This window comes from Vibrio sp. TRT 29B02 (assembly GCF_050113655.1).
Lineage (GTDB): Bacteria > Pseudomonadota > Gammaproteobacteria > Enterobacterales > Vibrionaceae > Vibrio.
Genome location: NZ_JBNJOJ010000029.1, coordinates 1 through 20,104, shown reverse-complemented (window position 1 = coordinate 20,104; position 20,104 = coordinate 1). Strand labels below are relative to the sequence as shown.

20 protein-coding genes are annotated in these 20,104 nt (G+C 44.3%); 14 read left to right on the top strand and 6 right to left on the bottom strand.

The annotated features are described in order from the left end of the window. Positions 1-6: 6 nt before the first annotated feature. On the top strand, positions 7-576 hold the full coding sequence (locus ACQEXT_RS16545; protein WP_426952965.1) for a LysM-like peptidoglycan-binding domain-containing protein: 570 nt from the start codon (positions 7-9) through the stop codon (positions 574-576). Here ACQEXT_RS16545 and ACQEXT_RS16540 read toward each other — a convergent pair. From ACQEXT_RS16540 to cpdB, 4 genes are all read right to left on the bottom strand, one after another. Further along, a complete protein-coding gene (locus tag ACQEXT_RS16540) occupies positions 522-1,430 on the bottom strand; it encodes a DMT family transporter (RefSeq protein WP_426952964.1) in 909 nt (302 codons plus the stop codon). The two genes, ACQEXT_RS16545 and ACQEXT_RS16540, sit on opposite strands and share 55 nt — an antisense overlap. A 2-nt stretch (positions 1,431-1,432) precedes the next feature. Further along, complete coding sequence (locus ACQEXT_RS16535) at positions 1,433-1,885, bottom strand: GNAT family N-acetyltransferase (RefSeq protein WP_426952963.1); 453 nt, start codon at positions 1,883-1,885, stop codon at positions 1,433-1,435. Positions 1,886-1,956: 71 nt separating this feature from the next. Continuing rightward, a complete protein-coding gene (locus ACQEXT_RS16530) occupies positions 1,957-2,520 on the bottom strand; it encodes a Crp/Fnr family transcriptional regulator (protein ID WP_426952976.1) in 564 nt (187 codons plus the stop codon). Positions 2,521-2,645: 125 nt separating this feature from the next. Then, positions 2,646-4,607 (bottom strand): 2',3'-cyclic-nucleotide 2'-phosphodiesterase, encoded by a 1,962-nt coding sequence (gene cpdB, locus ACQEXT_RS16525; RefSeq protein WP_138972792.1) that lies wholly within the window; start codon positions 4,605-4,607, stop codon positions 2,646-2,648. Between the two features lie 260 nt (positions 4,608-4,867). Between cpdB and cobA the strand changes: the two genes are divergently transcribed. From cobA to cysC, 5 genes are read left to right on the top strand one after another with little or no spacing between them, the layout of a single operon-like run. Next, positions 4,868-5,731 (top strand): uroporphyrinogen-III C-methyltransferase, encoded by an 864-nt coding sequence (cobA, locus tag ACQEXT_RS16520; protein WP_426952962.1) that lies wholly within the window; start codon positions 4,868-4,870, stop codon positions 5,729-5,731. 29 nt (positions 5,732-5,760) lie between these two features. Then, complete coding sequence (cysD, locus tag ACQEXT_RS16515; RefSeq protein ID WP_276608347.1) at positions 5,761-6,693, top strand: sulfate adenylyltransferase subunit CysD; 933 nt, start codon at positions 5,761-5,763, stop codon at positions 6,691-6,693. Positions 6,694-6,715: 22 nt separating this feature from the next. Beyond that, entirely contained in the window at positions 6,716-8,143 is a 1,428-nt protein-coding gene (gene cysN, locus ACQEXT_RS16510; RefSeq protein ID WP_138972794.1) for a sulfate adenylyltransferase subunit CysN, read from the top strand. A gap of 24 nt (positions 8,144-8,167) precedes the next feature. After that, positions 8,168-9,892: an SLC13 family permease gene (locus tag ACQEXT_RS16505; RefSeq protein ID WP_138972795.1), complete on the top strand. Its 1,725-nt coding sequence runs from the start codon at positions 8,168-8,170 to the stop codon at positions 9,890-9,892. Positions 9,893-9,904: 12 nt separating this feature from the next. Then, entirely contained in the window at positions 9,905-10,522 is a 618-nt protein-coding gene (gene cysC / locus ACQEXT_RS16500) for an adenylyl-sulfate kinase (protein WP_331417943.1), read from the top strand. A 52-nt stretch (positions 10,523-10,574) separates the two neighbouring features. Here cysC and ACQEXT_RS16495 read toward each other — a convergent pair whose 3' ends face one another. Together ACQEXT_RS16495 and zur are read right to left on the bottom strand one after the other, a co-directional pair. Continuing rightward, entirely contained in the window at positions 10,575-11,036 is a 462-nt protein-coding gene (locus ACQEXT_RS16495; RefSeq protein ID WP_006878545.1) for a chemotaxis protein CheX, read from the bottom strand. A gap of 16 nt (positions 11,037-11,052) precedes the next feature. Next, a complete protein-coding gene (gene zur / locus ACQEXT_RS16490) occupies positions 11,053-11,517 on the bottom strand; it encodes a zinc uptake transcriptional repressor Zur (RefSeq protein WP_138972797.1) in 465 nt (154 codons plus the stop codon). A gap of 425 nt (positions 11,518-11,942) precedes the next feature. Here zur and ACQEXT_RS16485 point away from each other — a divergent pair, with 425 nt between their 5' ends. From ACQEXT_RS16485 to ACQEXT_RS16450, 8 genes are all read left to right on the top strand, one after another. Then, positions 11,943-12,155, top strand: a complete 213-nt coding sequence (locus ACQEXT_RS16485) for a hypothetical protein (protein WP_331427453.1) — start codon at positions 11,943-11,945, stop codon at positions 12,153-12,155. A 254-nt stretch (positions 12,156-12,409) separates the two neighbouring features. Continuing rightward, a complete protein-coding gene (gene dusA, locus ACQEXT_RS16480; RefSeq protein WP_138972805.1) occupies positions 12,410-13,411 on the top strand; it encodes a tRNA dihydrouridine(20/20a) synthase DusA in 1,002 nt (333 codons plus the stop codon). A 162-nt stretch (positions 13,412-13,573) separates the two neighbouring features. Further along, a complete protein-coding gene (gene pspG, locus ACQEXT_RS16475; protein ID WP_269377131.1) occupies positions 13,574-13,783 on the top strand; it encodes an envelope stress response protein PspG in 210 nt (69 codons plus the stop codon). Positions 13,784-13,914: 131 nt separating this feature from the next. Beyond that, positions 13,915-14,568: a TIGR04219 family outer membrane beta-barrel protein gene (locus tag ACQEXT_RS16470; protein WP_331417949.1), complete on the top strand. Its 654-nt coding sequence runs from the start codon at positions 13,915-13,917 to the stop codon at positions 14,566-14,568. A 142-nt stretch (positions 14,569-14,710) separates the two neighbouring features. Continuing rightward, positions 14,711-14,941 carry a hypothetical protein gene (locus ACQEXT_RS16465; RefSeq protein WP_269377133.1) on the top strand — a complete coding sequence of 77 codons (231 nt, stop codon included), beginning with the start codon at positions 14,711-14,713 and terminating at the stop codon, positions 14,939-14,941. Between the two features lie 126 nt (positions 14,942-15,067). Beyond that, positions 15,068-16,918 carry an assimilatory sulfite reductase (NADPH) flavoprotein subunit gene (locus ACQEXT_RS16460; protein WP_138972808.1) on the top strand — a complete coding sequence of 617 codons (1,851 nt, stop codon included), beginning with the start codon at positions 15,068-15,070 and terminating at the stop codon, positions 16,916-16,918. Continuing rightward, positions 16,918-18,639, top strand: coding sequence for an assimilatory sulfite reductase (NADPH) hemoprotein subunit (gene cysI / locus ACQEXT_RS16455; protein ID WP_331417953.1), 1,722 nt, complete (start codon positions 16,918-16,920; stop codon positions 18,637-18,639). The genes ACQEXT_RS16460 and cysI overlap by 1 nt, the downstream gene beginning before the upstream one ends. Continuing rightward, positions 18,632-19,411: a phosphoadenylyl-sulfate reductase gene (locus ACQEXT_RS16450; RefSeq protein ID WP_138972810.1), complete on the top strand. Its 780-nt coding sequence runs from the start codon at positions 18,632-18,634 to the stop codon at positions 19,409-19,411. The genes cysI and ACQEXT_RS16450 overlap by 8 nt, the downstream gene beginning before the upstream one ends. The last annotated feature ends 693 nt before the right edge of the window (positions 19,412-20,104 follow it).

Genomic DNA, 20,104 nt, shown 5'->3' with positions numbered 1-20,104 from the left:
GGTGCGATGAATCGCAGAAAAAAGAAAAAACAGCAGCAAGTTGATTACGTTGATCTAGTGAAGAAAAAGTTTAGTGCTATTGATTGGCTCAAACTAAAGGGTGCAGTCCTACAACGCTGGAACCTGCTTCCTAAACTTCACCAACGTGGTTTAATAATCTTAGTGCCTGTCTTGCTGGTTTTATTGGTGATTCCGTTACCCGATTCGACGGGTGGTACTGAATCACAAACCTCGCCAGTCCAACGAGTCGAGATTGACATTGATACACGTAGTTTGAGCGAGCAACAAAGCAGACAGCAGCAATCACTGGCTTCTGACACTTGGAAGGAGTATCAGGTTAAGAGTGGTGATACATTGGCGCAAGTGTTTCGCAGCAATGGTTTAGCAATGGCGGATCTCAACGCTTTAGTAAAAGTTGAAGGTGCGGACAAACCTCTAAGCCAAATTAAGCAAGGGCAGCTTGTCCGCTTTAAGTTAGCGGAGAATGGGCAATTGGATATCCTTCAACTCGAAAAGAACAATCAGTCTGTTATGTTCTTCCGTCTTTCTGACGGTGGTTTTGGTCGCAGTAAGTAACTCATCCTTCCGCTTTTTATCAGTGTTTGCCACGGGACAAGGGGTAGCATAATCATGGTTATCCCTATTACTGTCAGCCAGTCTGGCACTTCGTCAAAATAAACCACGCCAATAATAACGACGAACACTAACCCTGAATTTTCTGCTACAGAAATCTGGCTTGCTGGCGCTCGTCGATAAGCCATGACCGCCAACCCGTTGTAACTCAAAATTAATCCAGCACTTGCCAAAATCAGCATGATTTGCTGATAGGTTATCGGCGCCCAGTAAATCAAGGCTAATACCGATGAGAGAGGCAGAGATAGCAACGATGTCCAAAATAACGTGCTGATGATGGTCTGTTCCGCCGGTAATTTACGCGCAGTGACGTTGAAGAGTGCCAGAGTTAACGTTGTTCCTAAGGCAAACGTCGCTGCCCAATGAAATTCTGAAGGCCTGAGAACCACTAATACGCCGACAAAACCGAACAGTGATGCGGCCGCACGCGTCCAAGCGATTTTCTCTCCTAGAAGCAATACAGCTAGCGGTAGCATCAATAAAGGGGCGGCATAAAAGACTGCGTTTGCCGTCGCTAGGGTCAGGTGAGTGATGGCAATGACCATGCATCCACTGCCAATCAATATCAGTTGTGCACGGAATAAGTTGAAACCTGGGCTATAGAGCTTTTTCTGAGTTGGCTTTTGTTGCCACCAAAAGGGAAAGATCACTAAAGTTGAAAGCAGTTGGCGAACGAAAACATACTGGAAGGTAGACACATCACCATCCAGTAATTTTACTGCGACATCAGACAAAGATGCCGCTAAGTTGCCTACGATAAGCAGGAGGATCGCGACATAGGTCGCTGAAGCTGCCACGTCTATTTGTCCAACTTCATATCAATATGTGGGATATCGTCTTCAAGATACATATCTGAGGTTTGGACAAAGCCATGTTGCTGATAAAAGTCAGCCAGATGCTCTTGTGCACCAATCTCTATTTTCTCTCCTGGCCACAAAGATTCACACCCAGCCAATGCTTGCTTGAGTAACTGATGGCCAAGCCCGCCACCTCTATGGCTTGCTAAGGTAGCAACGCGTCCAATGCTGACACTTGGATAGCTTAACCCCTTCGGTATCAACCGAGCGCACGCAACCAACAGCCCATCTTTATAACCAAGTAGATGATGTACACCCTCTTGATGATCTTTGTCATCCAGCTCGGGGTATGGGCATGTTTGCTCAACGACAAATACATCCACTCTGAGTTTAAGTAGTTGATAAAGCTGAGTGGTTGTCAGCTGTGAAAAGGGAGTTAGTAGCCAAGTGACCATAGGTGTTTTGCCTTGTTGATATCTGTTAAGGCGAATGTAGCAACTCAATCGCTTGGCGACATTAACAATTGTTAATTTTGGTGGCGATTTTTGATACGACTCAAGCTGATTGGTGTGATGCCTAGGTAAGCAGCGACTTGATAGTCATTGAGCCGTTCAAGCAATTCGGGGTAATGCTGGCAGAAAAGTTGGTAGCGTTCCTCCGGGCTGTAGAGCAGCATAAATCGTTCTTTGTTTTCTTTATACATTAACTGAGTTTCGAGCAGCTTTAGGTAAATGCTGTGTTTTTCATCTCGCCACTGACGGAGGGCGGCAATAGGGAGAGAAATCATGGTGCAGGGCGTAAGAGATTCGAGCAGATAAGGTGAGGCCTGCTGTTTGATTAGGCTTTCAAAGCCGATAAGCCAGTCATTTTCCCAATAGAACTCTTTGCTGAACTCTTTGCCTTTTTCCGTCAAGTAACATGAATGACAGATACCTGATACGAGAAAATAGATCTCTTCTGCCACCTGCCCTTGATGTAGCAGGATATGACGGGTCGGCAGCTCAAGTTGTCGTGCTGACAGAGTCAGTTGATCAACTTCTTGGTTGGTAAATCCATTGTGGGTCAATTGCTGTCGAAAGTTTTCAAACATGGCGTGTTTATCTTTGAATGGGATAGGTAGAGATTCTAGCGCACTTCCCCAACTCGCTACCATTGACCTGTGATGAAAAAAAAGCCGCAACGAACAGTGCGGCTTTGTTTCAATGGAAAAGAGGGTTATTTCTGAAGGTCGATTTGATAAACCGCGAAACCTACATCATCAGTGCCGATGCGTTTCATTGGATACTGGCCTTTTTCTTCGATGAACTTCGCCGCCTTATCACTTGGTGAAGTCTCAAAACGGATGTCCAGTTTCTTATCTGACTTAATTGGTGCAAATGACCAGTTGTTGTCTGCGCTTGGCGTGAATTCACCTTTTTCGTTGCTTACGCGAGTAATGTAAGCCGCGATTACTGAACGGTTTTCATCTGGTGAGTCAAACGCGACAAAATCAGAGCCTGTGCCAGGGAACTTATTGCTGTATGCACGGTAGTTGTTTGTCGCGATGATGAAGTCTTGCTTCATATCGATTGGCTTACCTTGATAAGTAAGATTAACAATACGTTCAGCACCTTCGTTGATCACCTTGCAGTCGCCGTCATATTTCGCCGGCTTAGTGACATCAATTTGATAGTTCAGGCCATCAATAACATCGAAGTTGTAGGTACGGAAGCCATCCCAGTCAATCAGACTTTGTGGCTCAGTGCTGTTGACATCAATTTGCTTAAACTGACCCGCAGTACACTCTAACCACTCTTTCACTTCAGTGCCGGTTACTTTCATCGCCACGAGAGTGTTCGGGTATAGGTAAAGGTCTGCTGCGTTACGGAAAGTCAACTGACCAGATTCTACTTCAGTGAAGTTACCCGGATCATTTTTACGACCGCCAGCTTTAAATGGTGCAGCAGCAGAAAGAACAGGAATGTCTGCTAGGTCAGGATCGCCTTGGATAAAGCGCTCAACGTAATCTTTTTGTGCAAGGTTAACAATTTGTACTGTTGGATCGTCTTGTACTAATGCTAAGAAGCTGTACATCACGTCGTTAGCTTTACCGATTGGCTGGTTAACGAAATCGCGAGTCCCTTTGTGGTCAGCTTCAAGCGCTTTAACCATCTCAGCATCTGCTTCTGCAAGTGAAGTTTTTGTTTTCTTGTCGTAGATCGGACGAGCTTCAGTTTGGCCTTTTACAACCGTCCATTTACCGTCTTTTTCTTTCAGTTCAAGATCAATGACACCAACGTGGCTACCCCAGCGACCTGGCATAACTGCTGCTACACCATTGATGGTACCGTTTGTGTTATCAATACCTGGAATGTTATCGAAGCCTTTTCCTGGGAATACAGCATGAGAGTGACCAAAAGCAATCGCGTCGATACCATCTACTTGAGAAAGGTAGTACGTAGAGTTTTCTGCACCTACTTTATGTGGGTCTGAAGATACGCCAGAGTGCGGAATCGCAACGATGACGTCGGCACCTTCAGCTTTCATTTGAGGCACTAGCTTATCAGCCGTTTCTTTGATGTCTTTAGCGAAGACTTTGCCTTCTAGGTTTTTCTTATCCCACACCATGATTTGCGGTGGAACAAAGCCGATGTAACCCACTTTGATTTGGTGTTCTACGCCATCAACGTCTTTAAATGTATGAGATTTAATGATGTATGGTTTGAAGTAATGCTCGCCAGTTTTCTTGTCGAATACGTTTGCGCTGACATAAGGGAAATCAGCGTCGTTGATAGTTTCTGCAAGGAACTCTAAACCGTAGTTAAACTCATGATTACCAATGTTACCCACATCGTAATTCAACTGGTTCATCGCTTTGTATACTGGGTGTACCTCGCCTTTTTCAATGCCTTTCGCTGCCATATAGTCTCCCATAGGGCTGCCTTGAATTAGGTCACCATTATCAACAAGTACACTGTTTTCTACTTCGGCACGAGCTTGTTTAACCAGAGTAGCAGTGCGAGTAAGACCAATCTGTTGCGATGGCTTGTCTTTGTAGTAGTCATAGTCCATGACGTTAGTGTGAATATCAGTCGTTTCGACAATACGAAGTTTGATCGTATCTGCCATTACTGGACCAGCCATGGCCAACATACCACCAAGTACTGCAAGAGACAGGGGGTTCACTGCTGCTTTCATTTTTTAAGCTCCGATAGCGTTAAATAAGACCCGTCTAATTTAACAAAATGAAGTGAAACAATTGTTTCACTAGGTAATTAATTGTGATCTAGAGCAGTTATGTATTGGTGTTATGCAAAGAATCTCTCAAAATTCGATAAAGGGACTATAGTACGGTTTATCGTTCTTATCAGAAATTGATATAAAAAATGAAATTTTAGAATTTCAGGTAATAAAGATACAGATACATAATGCTTCCATAGACATTGAAGGATGACATTATGGCTCGCAAGGAAACCGTTTCTCAATTCCCTTTGAACGCTCAACGTGCACAGCGTAGCAATCAGATGGATTTAAATACTTTTGGTCGCAGCGTGCTCGGTAAAGGTGAAGTGGCACTTATCGGTGCAGGCCCTGGTGACGTAGAGTTGCTAACGCTGAAGGCAATGCGTTTCTTACAGCAAGCGGATGTCGTGCTATACGACTATCTTGTTTCTGAAGACATTATGTCTCTCCTTCCTAGTGACACGATTACGGTGTGTGTTGGTAAGCGCGCTGGCCACCATAGTGTCCCTCAAGAAAAAACCAATCAGCTATTGGTGGACTTTGCTAAACAAGGTCACCGTGTCGCTCGCATCAAGGGCGGTGATCCGTTTATTTTTGGCCGCGGTGGTGAAGAGCTTGAAGTATTGGCGGACGCTGGAGTTTCTTTTCATGTTGTTCCTGGTATTACCGCCGCAGCGGGTGCGACAGCTTATGCGGGCATACCGTTAACCCATAGAGATTACGCTCAATCAGCTATGTTTATAACCGGGCATTTGAAAGCAGAAAGTGACCAGATGGACTGGTCTACGTTGGCTCGCGGCAACCAAACGCTGGTGATCTATATGGGCTTAATGAAGTCTGAATATATCGAACATCAGTTGATTGAGCACGGCCGTAGCCCTGAGACTCCAATCGCCATTATTGAGCGTGGGACTCAGTCAACCCAAAGAATATTCAAAGGTCAGCTATCTCAACTGGCTGAACTTGCAAAAGACGCGCAATCGCCGTCTCTCATCGTCATTGGTGAAGTGGTGTCACTGTCAGACAAGCTGGCGTGGTTCACTCCACAGCCTAGCGTACAACAGCGCCAATTCGCATAACTCATTATTTGATTAGTCAGAAGCTCGTATTGAGCCGTAAAGGAAGCACTAACATGGACCAAGAACGTTTAACCCACCTCAAGCAACTCGAAGCGGAGAGTATTCATATTATCCGTGAAGTGGCGGCTGAGTTTGATAACCCAGTGATGATGTACTCGATCGGTAAAGATTCGTCGGTAATGTTGCATCTCGCTCGCAAAGCTTTCTACCCAGGAAAGATCCCGTTCCCGCTGCTGCACGTGGATACCGACTGGAAATTTAAAGAGATGATTGAGTTTCGTGATCGTACGGCTGAAAAGTATGGTTTTGAGCTTTTGGTGCATAAGAACCCTGAAGGTTTAGCGATGGGATGTAGTCCGTTTACGCACGGCTCATCTAAGCATACCGATATTATGAAAACACAAGGCCTGAAACAGGCTCTGAATAAATATGGTTTTGATGCGGCTTTTGGTGGGGCTCGTCGAGATGAAGAGAAATCACGTGCTAAAGAGCGTGTCTATTCGTTCCGCGATAAGAACCACACTTGGGATCCAAAGAATCAACGTCCAGAGTTATGGCGTACTTACAACGGTCAGATCAACAAAGGTGAAAGCATTCGTGTCTTCCCGCTATCGAACTGGACTGAACTGGATATCTGGCAATACATCTACTTGGAGAACATCGACATTGTTCCGCTGTATCTAGCAGAAAAGCGTCCGGTTGTTGAGCGTGATGGCATGCTGATCATGGTGGATGATGATCGTATGAAGTTAGAGCCGGGAGAAGTGATTGAAGAGAAGAGCGTACGTTTCCGTACTCTTGGCTGCTACCCGCTTACGGGGGCGATTGAGTCAGATGCGAATACGTTAACTGGCATTATCGAAGAGATGTTGGTGGCAACATCGAGTGAACGTCAAGGCCGCGCGATCGACCACGATCAGTCTGGATCGATGGAATTGAAAAAACGTCAAGGCTACTTCTAATTTAGGATCTAAGGAAAGAAACATGAACAGCGTAGTAGAAGCTCAATTAGAAGAGCTAGGTATCGAAGGTTACCTTACACAGCATCAATACAAATCACTGCTTAGATTCCTTACCTGTGGATCAGTAGATGATGGCAAAAGTACTTTAATCGGCCGATTACTGCATGACTCAAAGCAGATCTATGAAGATCAGTTAGCGGCCGTACATAACGACAGTCAACGTGTGGGCACAACTGGCGAGCGTCCTGACCTAGCGTTGTTGGTCGATGGATTACAGGCAGAGCGAGAGCAGGGGATCACGATTGATGTCGCGTACCGTTACTTCTCTACTCAAAAACGTAAGTTCATCATTGCCGACACCCCGGGGCATGAACAGTACACACGCAATATGGCAACAGGGGCATCAACGTGTGATCTGGCGGTGATCTTAATTGACGCTCGTAAAGGTGTGTTGGATCAAACTCGTCGTCATTCGTTTATCTCAAATCTATTGGGTTTAAAACACTTTGTTGTTGCCGTGAACAAAATGGATCTTGTCGACTACTCACAGCAACGATTTGAACAGATCCGCGACGAATATTTGGAGTTTTCTAAAAATCTACAGGGTGAAATCGATATTCAGATTTTACCGCTGTCGGCTTTAGAGGGTGACAATGTTGTAGATGCAAGTGAGAACTTGAGTTGGTTCGAAGGTCCATCTTTGCTTGAGATCCTTGAAACGGTAAACGTTGATCGTGACAAGGCCGTTGGTGAGTTCCGTTTCCCAGTCCAGTACGTGAATCGACCAAACCTAGATTTCCGTGGTTTCTCTGGCACGATTGCGTCAGGTTCTATCAACGTTGGTGATGAGGTTAAGGCGTTACCTTCAGGCAAAACATCGAAAGTTGCTCGTATTGTAACTTTTGATGGCGACCTAGAGCAGGCACAAGCTGGACTGGCAGTGACGCTCACTTTGGAAGACGAAATTGATGTTAGCCGTGGTGATCTGATTGTTCTAGAAAAGGCACAGATTGAATCGAGTAACCATCTCCTAGCTGATGTGGTTTGGATGACAGAGCAACCGCTTCAGCCGGGGCGTGAGTATGACATCAAGATTGCTGGCAAGAAAACAGTGGGTCGTGTTGAGTCCATTCGTCATCAGTATGACATCAATAACCTTTCAACCCATAGTGCGGTTGAATTACCACTCAACGGTATCGGTTTGTGTGAATGGACGCTGACTGAGTCAGTGGCACTCGATAGCTACACCTCATGCCAAGATACTGGTGGGTTTATCATTATTGACCGCTTAACCAATGTGACAGTTGGTGCTGGCTTGGTACGTGAAAGCTTGACTCAGGTGGAAACGAAAGTCGGTGATTTCTCTGCATTTGAGATCGAACTTAACGCGTTAATCCGCAAGCATTTCCCACACTGGGAATCAAAAGATATCAGTCAGTTACTTAAGTAACCGTCTTACTGGTAGGGAAGTAATATGTGGCAACAAGGATTTGTGTTAGCAATATTATTAGGCATAGTAACCTGCCTGTTGGCTACGCGGATTAAACCGAGTTATATCTTCGCAGGTGCAGCATTCATTGCTTTTCTTGGCGGAATGATTGAGCTCGGTGATGTTGCCACGAATTTTACTAACTCTTCTCTACTTACTTTGGTGCTGCTGATTTTGGCTTCAGCAGCATTGGAGAAAACGCGTTTGGTGAGTTGGGTCAGTCGTTCATTGTCTAATGGTCGTCTAGCCACTGTGGTTGCAAAACTTGGAATTTCAACCGCGTTACTCTCTTCATTTACCAATAACACCGCGGTGGTAGTATCTCTGATTGGTGCCATTAAGCGCAATCAGCAGCATGCCCCATCTAAACTGTTGATCCCTCTCTCTTATGCGGCGATTTTGGGTGGTACGCTCACTTTGATCGGTACATCCACAAACTTGATCATCAATAGCTTTGTTGAAGATGCCGGTTTGCCGAGTTTAGGTTTTTTTGCCCCCACGTTGATCGGTTTGTCTGTGCTGCTTGGTGGCTTGATGATCTTGATCCCCATGAGTTACTTTCTGCCTGATTATGAAGATCATACACAGGATGAGCTGCCTTATTTCTTAGAAGCGCGTGTCGAGCCTGGTTCGCCGTTAGTAGGACGGAGCATCAGTGAAAACAACCTACGTGCGTTACGTAAGTTGTTCTTGGCTGAAGTGGTTCGTGATGGTCAGACTATGCCTTCGGTCGAACCTGATTTTGTCCTTCAAGCTCGTGATCGATTGTTGTTTTGTGGTGATATCGAAAGTGTCGCCACTTTACAGGAGATTCAAGGTTTAACCCTATTTGGTCAACACCATCTTAATGGACAAGGGTTTGTTGAAGTCGTTGTCAGCTCTTCGGCCAGTTTCTGTAATAAGACGCTGAAATCGAGTCATTTTAGAGATCGATTTGATGCAGTAGTGGTAGCTATTCGTCGTGGCCACGAGCGTTTGCAAGGTGGCTTGGGGAATATCACTCTAAATGCAGGGGATACCTTAGTACTTGTTCCTGGTAAGCGTTTTGAACAAGAGAGACAAGCCCATCGCAAAGAGTTTGTGTTGATCAATGCACTTGGTTCAAGTGCTCGTCTAGACACGAATAAATCGACTTGTGTGTTATTGGGTTTTGCTGGTGTCATATCCTTAGCTTTGCTTGACTTGTTTCCATTGATAAAAGGTTTGTCCGTCTTTCTTTTAGCGGCGCTCTTTTCTGGCGTCATCCAACTTGCCGAATTGCGTAGACGCTTTCCCATCGATATTGTTGTGATCGTTGGTTCGGCGCTGTCAATCGCACAACTGATGTTGTCATCCGGTTTATCGGTCAGTTTGGGTCAGATGTTTATTGAAGGATTCAATGGGTGGGGAGTCTTTGGTGCTTTGGTTGCGACTTACTTGCTTACTCTTATTTTAACTGAACTTGTTACTAACAATGCTGCGGCCGCATTAGCATTTCCAATTGGTTACAGTATGGCTTTGGGCTACGGGGTCGATCCTATGCCATTTATTATGGCGGTGTTGTTTGGTGCAAGTGCGAGCTTCATTTCACCCTACGGTTATCAAACTAACCTTTTGGTTTATAGCGTAGGAAATTACAAAATTACTGATTATGTTCGAGTGGGAATTCCTTTATCGATTGTTTACTCCGTGTTGGTGTTAACGCTGATTCCACTCTTCTTTCCGTTTTAAAAGGACTCAATTATGACTACGGAAACACCGACTAAAGACGAAAATGTTGTTTGGCATCATCACTCGATTGACAAAGAATTTCGCGCCAAACTCAAAAGACAGCAACCCGTTGTGCTTTGGTTTACTGGCTTGTCTGGCGCAGGTAAATCGACCGTCGCCGGTGCTCTAGAAACGCGTTTGGCTGAATTGGGGCATCACACTTACTTGTTAGATGGAGACAATGTTCGTCATGGTTTGTGTAGTGATCTCGGGTTCTCTGAGCAAGATCGCCGTGAAAACATCCGTCGCATCGGTGAATTGGCTAAGCTGATGGCGGATGCTGGTTTGATCGTCTTGTCCGCTTTTATCTCTCCTCATCGTGCAGAGAGGCAGTTGGTACGTGAAATGCTGCCAGAGGACGAGTTTTTAGAAGTGTTCGTCAATACTTCATTGGAAGTGTGTGAACAAAGGGATCCTAAAGGTCTGTATAAAAAAGCGCGTGCAGGGGAGATTACTAATTTTACTGGTATCGATTCTGAGTATGAAGCACCACTCAATCCAGAAATTGATCTTCGGGCAGGTGAGAAGTCAATTGATGAGCTGGTTGATGACTGCTTACAAGTATTGAAAGCCCGTAAGGTGATTGCATAAATAAAAAACGCTTCTCTAGAGAAGCGTTTTTTATTTGTTTATCTGTTAAGGGTTATTCAAAACAGATCTCAATAAATGCGTTACCCCATTGAGAAGTGAACGGCATGATAATGATAGAACCTTCGCACTTGTGACGGATGGTGTGGCCTTTACCAGAGACAACGACAGGCGTCGCCATATCAAAATCAAAACCACTTTCGGCTAGGATACGTTTTGCACCACCCGTTACCATGTTAGTGATTTCACCCACCATGTCTGTCACTTCATCGTTCAGCCCATTAGGGCGTTCACCAAGCATATTCTGCATAATTTCAAGAGCGAGGTTTTCATCGAAAGTAATCGACATAGAACCGCGGCTTTGCGGACCTACCATCCCGATTAAACCTGAAACATCTCCACGTGCAATTTCATCTTTTTTGACACGAGGTTTCTGTGGCTTCAATTCCAGTGAAGCCATCGTTTTCAAAACATTCATCAATGAAGCTAAAAACGGGTTTACAAATTCAGCGCGCATAATCTTCTTCTATATCTTATTTCGCTTTGTCAGAGGCACATGACTGACAAATACCATGTGATTCAATAACGTGATTGTTGATGGAAAAACCATGTACTTCCGCATTCTTCTTTAGCAAGGCTACCAAACTATCATCTTGCAGTTCAATAACGTTGCTGCATCTGTCGCAAATCAAAAGATGCGAGTGATGCTTATGGGCATTGCAGGAGCAGCATTGAATATAGCTGTTGGTTGATTCAACACGGTGGATGAATCCCTGTTCGAGCAAAAAGTCCAAGGCTCGATACACAGTAGGTGGTTTGGCCTGGGGTTCACTTACTTTTAACTCGTCTAAAAGCTCATAAGCACTTGCAGCCTTTGGACTTGAGCAAATCAGCTCAAACACTCTTTTGCGTTGGGCGGTAAGCCTTACGCCTCTGGCTGCACATATATCTTCTATTTGCTTTACTAACTGCTGGTCCAAACTTATCACCGTTACCAATGGACATTTTTAATAATATACCATTTCTTGCGGTTTATCGTCGCTCTGTAGGTAATATCAATTCGCTATGTCAGCAGGTTACTTATTCGAAGGATGAATAGTAGTAGCCTGACTTTAATGGCATAAGTTACATTATCTACAATAAAAACGATACAAATTACAGCATTTTACTCACTTCTCATTGCCGGCTTGTGTCCAAGATCTGTAAACCGCGCTCAAAATCAAATTCTTCCAGTGCCTTAGTCAGCTCAGAGAGCTGGTTTCGCGACAAACCAATTTGCTGCCCAGATTGCAGTCCATTGATGATAGAAATTAACACGCCACCTCTTTAGTATTATTTTTTTATTGAGTGCATTGACAATATGGTGATGGTTTCACATATTTATATCAGCTTTGATTCATCAACAGAGGCTAGGTTGAGACTTATGGATAGATCAAACTTAAGGACGTTGGTCGATAGCATTCATGCTGAAATCAGTAACGATAGGCTACACGGGTTACACCGAACCAGTGTGGCATTGAAAGAAGCGATGACTGAATCAGACCGTAGAGAGCTTGTGCAGTATTTTAACTATTTCTCGGTTTGTACGTTCACTGACAACGAATTGATCTTGGAGTATCCCAGTCTTACACTATAAAAATGTTGGCTAACCGAAGGGTTGGCCTTTTTTATTTCGACACAGTGTTGATCCAATCACTACGTCATGGTGGCATGCTCTTATGCACTTTAACTGGTGTAGATAGACAAGCACATGATCTATCAATAGAGAACTTAACCGCTTATTGTCATTCCTTAGTATTCCCTCATTTTTCCTGAATGTTTTCTCTTCTGTGTGTATAATCGCGGATTCTGTTTTGACCACGATGCTCACTGTATAGCGAGACTCACCTTATGAAACCTGATAACACTAGTAAATACGCGGCTAACCGCTTTTCCATTGCACCTATGCTCGATTGGACGGATCGACACTGCCGTTACTTCCACCGCTTGTTGACTAACGAGACTCTGCTTTATACAGAGATGGTCACCACGGGGGCAATTATTCATGGTAAAGGTGACTTCCTAGCATATAACCAGGAAGAGCATCCAGTTGCCCTGCAATTAGGCGGTTCAAATCCTAAGGACTTGGCTACTTGCGCTAAACTGGCGGCAGAGCGTGGCTACGATGAGATTAACTTAAACGTTGGCTGCCCATCTGACCGTGTACAGAATGGCCGCTTTGGTGCTTGTCTAATGGGCGAGCCTCAGTTGGTGGCAGACTGTGTTGCAGCTATGCGTGATGTAGTTGATGTACCTGTAACAGTAAAGACCCGTATTGGTATTGATGATCAAGATTCGTATGAATTCCTGACAGACTTTGTTTCTATCGTCTCAGAGAAAGGCGGTTGTGAGCAATTTACTATCCATGCCCGTAAAGCTTGGCTTTCTGGTCTTAGTCCAAAAGAGAACCGAGAGATCCCACCACTGGACTACCCACGCGCATATCAACTAAAGAAAGACTTCTCTCATTTAGTGATCGCTGTGAATGGTGGCGTTAAAACTCTGCAAGAGACTAAAGAGCACTTGCAGCATCTTGATGGTGTGATGGTAGGGCGCGAAGCATATCAGAATCCCTATATCTTAGCTGAGGTCGATCAACAGATCTTTGGATTAGATAAGCCAATTAAAAAGCGTACTCAGGTTGTGGAAGAAATGTATCCATACATTGAACAGCAGCTTTCGAATGGGGCGTACTTAGGTCATATTACTCGTCATATGTTGGGTTTGTTCCAGAACATGCCGGGAGCTCGTCAATGGCGCCGCCATATTAGTGAAAACGCTCATAAGCCAGGATCGGGCATAGAAGTGGTCGAAGCGGCACTAGCGAAAATTCCAAAAGAGTTGAATGTGTAAAAATTACCAACGGGGTTGGTGAAAATTACCATTATCTATCGAAGAAAAGAGTGCTATTTAATAGCGCTCTTTTTTATTTTCTATATTTTCAATGTCTTAGCGTGTTGGTTAAGGTTGGCACGCATCCTGAAATAGAGGTTAGTAACAACAAAGGAGATTGATATGTTTGAGCTAATCTTTATTTTGGTATTTGTAGCAACATTACTGGTCACTGGAGTGACTATGGTTACCGTGTTTGTCGGAGTTGCTTTTTCTCTGGTAGTCATGGTGCTTCTAGGAATGGTTGGCGCAGTGATCAAGCTCATTCCATGGTTGATTGTGATTGCTATTGGCGTTTGGTTCTTCAAGAACTATGTGGTTCAGCCTCGATAACAGGACTCTACTGAGAAATATTTACTGGCTAGAGGTATGTCTATGTTAGAATTTGACGAAAATCATACTTATCTAGCCATGTGCAGCTCGATTCGGGGCTGTCTGAAGTGAATACTTGGAGAACTAATCCCATGGGTTTTAAAACCGCCAGTGCATTCGCCATCGCGGCAGTCGTTTCTGCGTCAGCTTTCGCTGAGTCCTCTCTAACAACTAAGTTTGGCGCTGAAGCGTGGCTAACAGACACTAAAGTGAACGAGGTCACTCGAGATGGTGATACAACACCAAGTGTTTATGTAGCGGTTGAACACGGTATCAAATATGTGCCTGATGCACGTCTGCGCTACACGAGCGTTGATGCTGATTACATGGCTTTTGATAAACTGGATTTAACTTTGTACTACCGTGTTATGGAGCATGATTTAATGCATTTCGATGCGGGTATGACGTTCAGTGACCTAGGTAATACTAAATATATCAACCCTGAAAATAGCGCTAGCACAACGTTTGATAAAACCATTTGGGCTTGGTACGGTTATGCAGAAATCACGGTGCCTAACACCAATTTCGATGTCATCGGTGAAATGAACTTTGGTGATAGTAGCGGTATTAAGAGTACCGACTTGATGGCAGGTGTACAGTACCGCTTACCTGTTGGTGAGAATACATTGGCTTTCCGTGGCGGTTACCGCGTGATTGATTTGGAGTCGGAAGAGTTCCCGAATACTAAGGGCGACCCGTTTATTTTTGCTAATGGCTTCTTTGCTGGCGCAGAGTTTTCTTTCTAAACATCTGAGTCTATTTTTTAAAACGTCGCTATCTAAAGCGGCGTTTTTTTATATCTATTGATTATATCCGTTCATTTCGTTTAGCACTTTTTCTGTCATTGGCCATGCTTAATAAGGAATTTTCGCCAGAGAAAGGAACCTCATGACTATCACTGAACTTCGAAATCTATATCGTGAGAATCAGCTAGTAGAAGCCATTATCGAGCCTTCAGCACAAGAAGGAAGCTGGATTGTGGAATTTCGCCATGCTCGTGGTGGCTTTGTTCTTTTGACCGACTCTCACGGTGAAGAGTGTCATTATATGGACCTCGATCTAGCGTCAAAGTCAGCAATGGCGGTAGGTTTCAAGCAGGTTCGCGTAGAGGCAAAATAGCATTTGATGATTGTTGTCTCCCTATTCTTTAATTCAAAAAGTTATAAAACATTCACTTCTATTCTTTCTTGTTATTAAAGAGAGTGGTTAATCTATCATCACGCAATGAATAGGGATGTCGAGACCATGTCTTTAAACAAGAACGTGTCCTCTCAAGGAAACACGCCACAAGAACTACCATCGATCGCAGCTCCTCTGAATGATCAACAGCTGAACTCGCTACAACAGACCGTTGCAGACTTGTCTTCTCAGCAGTTGGCATGGGTGAGTGGATATTTCTGGGGATTGGCCCAAACACAGACCGTGTCTGCTGCCGCACCAATCAACCAAGCCGTTGCTGCTGTAGCGGCAAAGCCTGCTGGCAAACTATCAATTATTTTTGCTTCACAAACCGGCAATGCTAAAGGTGTTGCAGAAGCACTAGAGCAAGAAGCAAAAGCCTTGGGTATTGAAGCAGAGCTATTCGATGCCAGTGACTATAAAGGTAAGAACCTAGCCAAAGAAACACATGTAATTATTGTGGCTTCAACGAATGGTGAAGGTGAAGCGCCGGACAATGCGATTGAATTGCATGAGTTTTTGCAGTCTAAGAAAGCACCTAAATTAGCGAACCTGAAATATGGTGTGATTGGTCTGGGTGACTCTAGCTATGAGTTCTTCTGCCAAACTGGTAAAGATTTTGACGCTTACCTTGCGAAGCAAGGCGCGACGGCTTTCATTGATCGAATTGATTGTGATGTTGACTATGAAGCGTCCGCGTCTGAATGGCGTGCTAAAGCGCTGGAGACAGTGAAAGAAGATCTCTCTTCTGGGCAAGAAGCGGATATAGTCCAGCTTCCAGTGGCTCAGGCTGCTGGACACTCTCAGTACAGTAAGCAAAAACCTTATACCGCCACTTTGCTGACTAGCCAAAAAATTACAGGCCGTGATTCAGGGAAAGATGTTCGTCATATCGAAATCGACTTGGACGGCTCGGGCTTAACATATCAACCGGGTGATGCGCTTGGGGTATGGTTTGAAAACAGCTCTGAGCTCGCTAACGCAATCTTAGCAAAAGTGGGTTTATCTGGGGTGGAAAGCGTTGAAGTGGATGGTGAAAGCCTGTCAATTCATAGTGCGCTGGTGGCTAAATATGAGATCACTGCATCTAACCCACAACTGGTCGCGAAGTACGCCGAACTGTCCGGTAGTAAAAAACTACAAAAACTGGCTCAAGATAAAGACCAATTGCGTGAATACGCAACCAATACCCAGGTCGTTGATGTGCTTGATGAAAAGAAAACCAAGTTAACCGCAGATCAACTGATTGGTTTGCTGCGTCGTTTGACCCCTCGCCTATACTCAATCGCTTCGAGTCAGGCAGAAGTAGACCAAGAAGTTCATCTAACCGTTGGCCTTGTTGAATATGATAAAGGTGACGATAAGCGCTACGGCGGTGCCTCAAGCTTCTTGTCACAGCGACTGGAAGAGGGCGGGGAGGTTAAAGTGTTTGTTGAAAACAACAATAACTTCAAATTGCCTCAAGATGACAACACTCCCGTCATTATGATTGGTCCTGGTACTGGTATTGCGCCTTTCCGTAGCTTTATTCAAGAGCGAGATAACCGCGATGCTGAAGGCAAGAACTGGTTATTCTTCGGTGACCGCACCTTTACTCAAGACTTCCTCTATCAAGTGGAGTGGCAGAAGTACCTCAAATCTGGATTACTTAATCGTCTAGATGTTGCTTTTAGCCGTGACCAAGTAGAGAAGGTCTACGTCCAACACCGCATCCTAGAAAATGCTGAGCAGGTTTGGCAGTGGATTCAAGATGGTGCCTATATCTATGTTTGTGGTGACGCAACTCGAATGGCAAAAGATGTGCACGAAGCATTGGTAATTGTTGCTGAGCAACAAGGCAAGATGTCTCGTGATGATGCAGAAGAATTTATTAACGACTTACGTAAAGCAAAACGTTACCAAAGGGATGTGTACTAATGAGTAATAAGCAGGAAGTATTGGGTGAAGTTCTAGGACCTCTTTCGGATAACGAACGCCTCAAAACTCAAAGTAATTTCTTACGTGGCACAATCGAGCAAGATTTACAGGACCGTATTACTGGTGGATTTACAGCAGATAACTTTCAGCTGATTCGTTTCCACGGAATGTACCAGCAAGATGACCGCGACATTCGAAATGAACGTGCTAAGCAAAAACTCGAACCACTGCATAATGTAATGCTACGCGCGCGCATGCCAGGTGGCATCATTACACCAAAACAGTGGCTTGCGATTGATAAGTTTGCTACCGAACATTCGCTTTATGGCAGTATTCGTCTAACGACACGTCAAACGTTTCAGTTTCACGGTGTACTAAAGCCAAATATCAAGCTCATGCACCAAACCTTAAACAGCATTGGGATTGACTCAATAGCGACGGCTGGTGACGTAAACCGTAACGTCCTATGTACCACCAACCCAATTGAGTCTGAGTTACATCAAGAAGCTTATGAATGGGCGAAGAAGATCAGCGAGCACTTGCTACCAAAAACCAAAGCGTACGCTGAGATCTGGTTGGATGGCGAGAAAGTGGAAACAACAGAAGATGACGAACCAATTTTAGGTAAGACGTATCTTCCTCGTAAGTTCAAAACAACGGTTGTCATTCCGCCACAAAATGATGTCGACGTACATGCGAATGACCTTAACTTCGTCGCGATTGGTGAAAATGGAAAATTAATTGGCTTCAACGTATTAGTTGGCGGTGGCCTTGCTATGACGCACGGCGATACATCTACCTATGCTCGCCGCGCAGATGACTTTGGGTTTATCCCTCTAGAAAAGACGCTAGATGTCGCTGCGGCAGTAGTCACCACTCAGCGTGATTGGGGGAACCGCTCAAATCGTAAAAATGCAAAAACTAAGTACACACTCGATCGTGTCGGTATTGATGTCTTTAAAGCGGAAGTCGAAAAGCGAGCTGGCGTGACGTTCTCAGATAGCCGTCCATACGAGTTTACTGATCGTGGTGACCGCATTGGATGGGTTGAAGGTATAGACGGTAAACACCACTTAGCTCTATTTATCGAAAATGGTCGTCTGCTTGATTACCCAGGCAAACCGCTTAAAACAGGTGTTGCTGAAATTGCCAAAATTCACAAAGGCGATTTCCGCATGACAGCAAACCAAAACTTGATTGTTGCTGGTGTAGCGAAAAGCCAGAAAGCAAAAATTGAAAAGATCGCCCGTGAACATGGTTTGATCGATGACAGCGTGAGTGAGCAGCGCAAAAACTCAATGGCGTGTGTGGCATTCCCAACATGTCCATTAGCGATGGCTGAAGCAGAGCGTTTCCTTCCGCAGTTTGTTACAGACGTAGAAGGCATCCTAGAAAAACACGGCTTACCAGAAGATGACAATATTATATTGCGAGTCACTGGTTGTCCGAATGGCTGTGGACGCGCAATGTTGGCTGAAATCGGATTGGTTGGTAAAGCGCCAGGTCGTTACAACCTGCACCTTGGTGGTAACCGAGCGGGTACGCGTATTCCGAAGATGTATAAAGAGAACATCACAGATAAACAGATACTAGAAGAAATTGATCTGCTAGTTGGTCGTTGGGCGAAAGAACGCGAAGAGGGTGAAGGGTTTGGTGACTTTGCTATACGCGCAGGCATCATCCAAGAAGTTAAAGTGTCTAAGAGGGACTTATATGCTTGATTCTGTCGCTTCCAAACCGAAGTTAGCAGAACTGCTCTCATTAACTAAGACGGAGCAAATACTCCGTCTTGCACAAATTAATGGTGAGCTAGAGAAGCTAACCGCTGAGCAAAGAGTTGCTTGGGCATTAGAAAACCTCGAAGGTCAGTTTGCGGTCTCTTCAAGTTTTGGTGTTCAAGCGGCTGTGATGCTACACCTTGTGACTCAACAGTCCCCAGATATCCCAGTCATCTTAACCGATACAGGCTATCTATTTCCCGAAACGTATCGCTTTATCGATCAGTTAAGTGAACAGTTGACTTTAAATCTCAAAGTTTATCGAGCAGTAGAGAGTCCAAACTGGCAAGAAGCACGTTACGGAAATCTGTGGGAGCAAGGTATAGAGGGAATAGAGAAATACAACAAGATAAACAAAGTCGAACCAATGCGTCGCGCGTTGGATGAACTAGAAGTTGGAACTTGGTTCTCTGGCCTACGCCGAGAGCAATCTAAGTCACGTACCAACTTGCCGATCTTGTCTATCCAAAATGGTGTGTTTAAGTTCCTACCCGTAATCGACTGGACTAATAAAGATGTTCATTACTACCTAGAAGAACATGGTCTGCCGTATCACCCGCTAAGAGATGAAGGTTATCTGTCCGTTGGTGATACCCATACCACGAAAAAATGGGAACCAGGAATGAGTGAAGAAGAAACTCGTTTCTTTGGTTTAAAGCGTGAATGTGGACTTCATGAAGATGATGGTAATGAGCAAGATGGTTCCGGTATCTAATCTGCTCTCTTATATATAAGAAGAAAGGTCGCAATGCGGCCTTTTCTTTTGTCTAAAAAATAGCAATTGTGGATAACTCTGTGAGTATGATGTTTGCTTATTTGGGGTAAAGTTGGATAAATAAAGCTTTGAGCGAAAAAACGACATTTAGACGTTGTTTTTGCAATTTTTTCAAAATAACGCTTGCCAATGTGAGCGCGATCTCTATAATGCCTCCTCGTCGACAGGGCAAGAGCTCACAAGGGTTCAAGCGAAGTCGATACGGTTAACTAGCCAAGCAAGTTGCTTGAAAAAAAGTTTGAAAAAAGTGGTTGACACTAAAACTTAAATCGCTAGAATGGCCGCCTCTTCCGAGTGATACAAATCACGCAGAAGAGAAGCTCTTTAAAAATATAGACCTATCAATCTGTGTGGGCACTCGTTGATGATAATCCAATTAGAAATTTCTCTAAATAAAGAGGGGTTTCAAATTAGGTTTCAATGAAACGAAGTGACCAAACGAGACTTCTTTTGGAAACATTAGAGGACTTGGCACAGTCAATTCATTATCGTTCTGTTGGAACGATAATAGCTTTAAAATTACATGTTTATGTTTTCATAAATATCAGTTTTGAAGTCAGTATTCATTGAGCCGAACAAAATCTTAAATTGAAGAGTTTGATCATGGCTCAGATTGAACGCTGGCGGCAGGCC

Coding starts and splice junctions, on each gene's coding strand:
- ACQEXT_RS16470 (WP_331417949.1), top strand. CDS start 13,915: ATGGGTTTTAAAACCGCCAGTGCATTCGCCATCGCGGCAGTCGTTTCT.
- ACQEXT_RS16465 (WP_269377133.1), top strand. CDS start 14,711: ATGACTATCACTGAACTTCGAAATCTATATCGTGAGAATCAGCTAGTA.
- ACQEXT_RS16505 (WP_138972795.1), top strand. CDS start 8,168: ATGTGGCAACAAGGATTTGTGTTAGCAATATTATTAGGCATAGTAACC.
- cysC (WP_331417943.1), top strand. CDS start 9,905: ATGACTACGGAAACACCGACTAAAGACGAAAATGTTGTTTGGCATCAT.
- cobA (WP_426952962.1), top strand. CDS start 4,868: ATGGCTCGCAAGGAAACCGTTTCTCAATTCCCTTTGAACGCTCAACGT.
- ACQEXT_RS16450 (WP_138972810.1), top strand. CDS start 18,632: ATGCTTGATTCTGTCGCTTCCAAACCGAAGTTAGCAGAACTGCTCTCA.
- pspG (WP_269377131.1), top strand. CDS start 13,574: ATGTTTGAGCTAATCTTTATTTTGGTATTTGTAGCAACATTACTGGTC.
- ACQEXT_RS16545 (WP_426952965.1), top strand. CDS start 7: ATGAATCGCAGAAAAAAGAAAAAACAGCAGCAAGTTGATTACGTTGAT.
- ACQEXT_RS16535 (WP_426952963.1), bottom strand. CDS start 1,885: ATGGTCACTTGGCTACTAACTCCCTTTTCACAGCTGACAACCACTCAG.
- dusA (WP_138972805.1), top strand. CDS start 12,410: ATGAAACCTGATAACACTAGTAAATACGCGGCTAACCGCTTTTCCATT.
- ACQEXT_RS16485 (WP_331427453.1), top strand. CDS start 11,943: ATGGATAGATCAAACTTAAGGACGTTGGTCGATAGCATTCATGCTGAA.
- cpdB (WP_138972792.1), bottom strand. CDS start 4,607: ATGAAAGCAGCAGTGAACCCCCTGTCTCTTGCAGTACTTGGTGGTATG.
- cysI (WP_331417953.1), top strand. CDS start 16,918: ATGAGTAATAAGCAGGAAGTATTGGGTGAAGTTCTAGGACCTCTTTCG.
- ACQEXT_RS16460 (WP_138972808.1), top strand. CDS start 15,068: ATGTCTTTAAACAAGAACGTGTCCTCTCAAGGAAACACGCCACAAGAA.
- ACQEXT_RS16530 (WP_426952976.1), bottom strand. CDS start 2,520: ATGTTTGAAAACTTTCGACAGCAATTGACCCACAATGGATTTACCAAC.
- ACQEXT_RS16495 (WP_006878545.1), bottom strand. CDS start 11,036: ATGCGCGCTGAATTTGTAAACCCGTTTTTAGCTTCATTGATGAATGTT.
- cysN (WP_138972794.1), top strand. CDS start 6,716: ATGAACAGCGTAGTAGAAGCTCAATTAGAAGAGCTAGGTATCGAAGGT.